Genomic DNA, 4,747 nt, shown 5'->3' on the forward strand with positions numbered 1-4,747 from the left:
TAGAAGTTATTAAACTGATTTGTTACACTCAAAGGTGGAACCATGAAATCAAAGATCGTTCTTATTGTTTCCCTGTCTCTTGTGATAATGCTGACATTCTCTCTTTCCCACGCGGAGAAGAGACCGTTCTGCATATCCGATTTTTACAAACTGAAAAGGATCGGAGATCTGGCTCTTTCACACGATGGCAGAAAGATAGCGTTTACCGTTACTACCTATAAGTTTGAGGATGGGAAGAGCCATCAGACTATCTGGGTCATGAACGCTGACGGGAGCGGTTTATTCCAGTTGACATCGGAGGAGAGCAACAGCCATTCGCCAAAGTGGTCGCCTTGCGGAAAGAGCATTGCCTTCATTTCCGACCGCTCTGGCAAAGAGCAGCTTCATCTCATCCCCACTGACGGGGGAGAGGCAAAGCAGTTGACGTCGATCTCCACAGGGATAAAGAACCCGATCTGGGCACATGATGGTTCCTTCATCATCTTCACTTCGAATGTCTATCCGGAATGTGGAGCCGATGACAGGTGCAATAAAGATATAAAGGAAACATGGGAGAGAGGACCTCTCAAGGCGCATGTGGCGGACAGCCTTCTCTACCGCCACTGGAACTTCTGGAAGGACGGAAAGGTCAATCACATCTTCTCAGTTGACATGGAAGGAAGAGTTCTGGACATAACTCCAGGAAGATTTGATTCCCCCGTATTTTCTCTCGGAGGATCTCTCTATGATGTTTCGCCGGACAGCAAGATGGTTGCATTTGCATCCAAGCGCGTGCAACACTTGGCCGAATCGACGAACTCCGATATTTTCACAGTGAGACTGGGAGGAGAAATCCAGGAATCATCAGCGGAAAGCATAACCTCTGCCAACGAAGCGGCGGATATGACGCCATGCTTTTCTCCTGATGGGAAGTATCTTGCTTACCGCACGCAGCGAATCCCGGACTACGAATCCGATCTCTGGCGCTTGGAGGTGATCGAACTGGCTACCGGAAAACACAGATTGCTGACCGATAGCGCCAATTTTGATTACTGGGTTGACGATTTCGAATGGAGCAGCGATTCTAAAAACATCTTTTTTACGGCGGAGGTGAGAGGAGAGAATCCGATATATCGCCTCAATCTTCAGAGCAAGAAGATAGAAAAGGTTTTATCTCATGCCACTATCGACAGTTTTGCCGTCGATGCTGGAGAGAAGTTCATGGTTTACATACACCGATCAGTGGGAGAGCCCTGGGAAATATATCGCTATGATCTGAAGAGATCAGGACCGAAGAAGCTCACTTCCTTCAACCAGCAGATCGTGGATGAAGTGGACATCCGCCCCGCCGAGCGACTGACGGTCCCTGGAGCGGTTGGAAATGATGTGGAAGTCTTCCTGGTCAAGCCGCACAACTTCGACCCCGGCAAGAAGTATCCGCTCATCATCAACGTTCATGGCGGACCACAATCGCAGTGGCAGGATGCTTTCCGTGGAGACTGGCAGGTCTATCCCGGCGCAGGATACATCGTGGCGTTTCCAAACCCGCACGGTTCCACGGGGTACGGCCAGACTTACACGGCGGCGATCTCGGGAGACTGGGGAGGAAAAGTTTATGAAGATATTATGAAGGTAGTCGACCATCTGGCGAAGCTTCCCTACGTTGATGCAGAGAGGATGGGAGCCATGGGATGGTCCTACGGCGGCTACATGATGAACTGGATTCTCGGACACACGGATCGTTTCAAGTGCATCGCCTCGATGATGGGAGTCTACGATCTGAAATCTAAATGGGGGGCTACGGAAGAGCTCTGGTTCCCGGAATGGGACCTGAAAGGAACTCCCTGGACGTCAAAGGACTACGAGAAGTGGTCACCATCCAATTTTATTCCCAATTTCAAGACTCCCACGCTCATCATCACCGGAGAGAAGGACTTCCGCGTCCCTTACACTCAGAGCCTCCAGTTATTCACGGCTCTCCAGAGGATGCGCATTCCCTCCCGGCTCATCGTCTTCCCGGAGGCGGGGCACTGGCCTTCATGGTATGAAATGGCATTTTATTATCTCGCCCATATCGACTGGTTCCACAAATACCTTGGTGGCGAGCCGCCGCCCTGGTCCGTCGAGGACTTTCAGCGCAACCGCGTCTTTGCGAAGCCCAAGGAGTAGAACAGTTCTCATGAAGATCCACTTTTTAAATTGCAAGGCGACAAAAGAGCAGATCGATGACATGCTGGAAGCTCTGGGCAGCTATATCAAGGTGGCTGTAGATGTTCGATAAGAAAAAGAGTCAATGAAGTCATACAGAGAATACTGGGAAAAGCATGAAAGACATGAGCCTCATAAGAGATCGATATCTTCGCGACATCCTCTGAAAATAATTCATTACAGGAAAAAGTTAAGAGGTGGACGACAGGTCAAAAGTAGCGGGAGTTAGAGCGACTCACGATGGTGATGGAGGTACTCCCGGATGAGGACTTAATGAAGGCGCTGCTTTTGGAAAAAGGCAATTTCTCGAAAGCATCCCCTTTATTCACTCTTGACAATTATTTTTCTGCAGGAATATGATGATGGCAGCCTTTTCAAGGATCGAAGCCAAGAAATTCATGGGGAAACGGGCAAAGTGGTGCCATGTGAAAAAAGAGAATTTCCCGCGCATCAATACAACTTTCGAGGAAATCTTGAAACGTGAAGAATCGGGCAGAAGATATAAAGGTCCTTTAAGGAGGAGAGAATAATGAAATGGAAGGATTTAGTCAATGGAAATATCCCTAAGGACCTGCTCGACCAATTTATTGATTCGTTGCCTAAAGATTTTTTCATTTTTTTGATAAAAACCAATGCCCTCATGCAGAAGGAATTTTCTGGATTTAGAATTGAAACCTTATCCAAAGAACGGATAGCCTTCAAAATAGCTCCTCATTTTTATAAAGATGTACTTCTGAGACAAGTCATGCTTGAGGAGTGGGTTTTTCGCCAACAAAAGGTGCTCTCTTCTTTAGAAAGTATGTCTGTAGCAAATATAAATAAAGAGCTTTCTTCGCTCATTAAGAAACACGGCTTTATTAATATCTATTTAGCCCTCCTCTATGACCTGCGAACGGGGACTGAAAAGCTGGTTGCACGCCTGGAACAGGAAGTCCATCAGAAGAATCTCTGGAGAAAAGAGCTGAAATCAGAGGAATCAATTCCAGATAACGCTAAATTACTTGGGGAGATACAAAAAAAATTGGAAGAACTCGAAGAACAAAGAGAGAGATTATACCTGGAGATCGAAAGAGAAAAGGATTCGAGGGCCAAGCTGGAGAATCTCTATTTTTCTTTGAAAAAGGAAAATAAAGATCAGAAAAGAGAGCTCGAAGAAGCAGCGTCAAGATTAAATGAGATGAGTAGAAAGCTTAACTCCATCCAAAATCAGGAAAGTAAATCTTCAGAATATATTTCTCAGATCAATGCTCTGCAGAAAAACGTTGAAAAACTTGAACATGATTTGAAAAAGGAAAAGCAATTGAAAGACGAGATGGAAATAGAGCTGCAAGAGATCTACAGGGAGAATGAAAGAATTGGAAATGACCTCCTGTCTTATAGAAACCAGATCCAATTGCTTCAGGCTACCATTTTTGCCGCTGAAAGAGAAAAGGAAGGTCATCACTTTCTCCCAGGAACCACAATTACTATTGTTTGCGATAAGCAAGAGATTCCCTCTTCCTATTTTAAAATAGCCGGTGCCATGGGAATTAATCTGCTTATCCATTCGACCAGGATGCATGATCAAAAACTTGATGATTACATCAGACGGTCTCTTTGTGTTTTTCTCTATGGCGATCAGTTTTCTGAAAGGCTCAGAGGAATTGTTCAGTCCTTATGTTCTTCCAGGCAGATTCCCTGGTATCAGCTCCCCTCCATGGACGATAAGATATTTGAGGATATATTATCCGCAGTCAGCTCTATCACAACCCAGAAAAGTGCTGGCGGCAAGAATAGAAATTAACATTCTGAAATACGAGTAGTCACGCAGCTTCCTCCCTCAAAAAGCTCCACGAAATCACAGGAGCCACTTCCAGACTGGCATGATACGGACTGAGGTGCCCTCGATGTTTCGGGTCTCTTCCTGCCCGTACGTCAGGATGCCCCCTTTGGCAATGCGATACTCGCGCAGGGCCTTCAGCAGACCGTTGATCTCCCGTTTCTCGTTGGAGCGGTCGAGCTTCCAGCACACTTGCCATGCCTCGGCCGCGTGGGTTCCCTCTTGAACCAGAAAATCGCACTCCCCCGCGTTCTTGTAATAGAGAAAGCGACGGCGGCGCCGGAAAAACTCGATGGCCACGACGTTTTCCAGGAGACGACCGCGATTCTCAGTGAATGCACCAGAGAGAAGCGAAAATCCCGTGTCCATCAGATAGACCTTTTTCGGATTCATCATCCGTTTGCGTGGTGAGAAATCGAATTTCTCGCATGTCGTCATGAAGAAGGCCTCCTCAAGATAGCGCAGATACTCCGCTATGCTGCGCTTGCTTCCGGCCTGTCCATGCGCCTTGATTTGTTTCTCAAAAGCCGAGATCGAGAACAGTGATGAGTAGCTCTCGAGAATGTTCCTCATGAGGATGTTGAGAAGGCGACGGGCGCGAATACCGTATCGCTCCAGAACATCCTTGTAGAAAATCGTGTCGAAATAGGTCTGCATCAGACGCCGCCTTGCCGACTCGTCTGCAAGCTCCGCCGATTCCGGGAATCCCCCATACTTCAGGTACTCATCGAAAGCCTTGGC

At 47.2% G+C, this 4,747-nt stretch carries 3 protein-coding genes; 2 read left to right on the forward strand and 1 reads right to left on the reverse strand.

All coding sequences use genetic code 11. The features are described from left to right. The first annotated feature begins 42 nt into the window (after window positions 1-42). Window positions 43-2,148: a S9 family peptidase gene (locus AB1756_04635; protein MEW5806617.1), complete on the forward strand. Its 2,106-nt coding sequence runs from the start codon at window positions 43-45 to the stop codon at window positions 2,146-2,148. A 568-nt stretch (window positions 2,149-2,716) separates the two neighbouring features. Beyond that, entirely contained in the window at window positions 2,717-3,970 is a 1,254-nt protein-coding gene (locus AB1756_04640; GenBank protein ID MEW5806618.1) for a hypothetical protein, read from the forward strand. 54 nt (window positions 3,971-4,024) lie between these two features. Here the strand turns inward: AB1756_04640 and AB1756_04645 are convergent. Next, a partial coding sequence (locus AB1756_04645) for a DUF4143 domain-containing protein (protein MEW5806619.1) occupies window positions 4,025-4,747 on the reverse strand: 723 nt, incomplete at its 5' end.

Source organism: Acidobacteriota bacterium, from assembly GCA_040752675.1.
Taxonomy (GTDB): Bacteria; Acidobacteriota; Polarisedimenticolia; order JBFMGF01; family JBFMGF01; genus JBFMGF01.

Excerpts from the sequence above, each read along its gene's own strand:
- AB1756_04635 (MEW5806617.1), top strand. The coding sequence starts at position 43 with ATGAAATCAAAGATCGTTCTTATTGTTTCCCTGTCTCTTGTGATAATG.
- AB1756_04640 (MEW5806618.1), top strand. The coding sequence starts at position 2,717 with ATGAAATGGAAGGATTTAGTCAATGGAAATATCCCTAAGGACCTGCTC.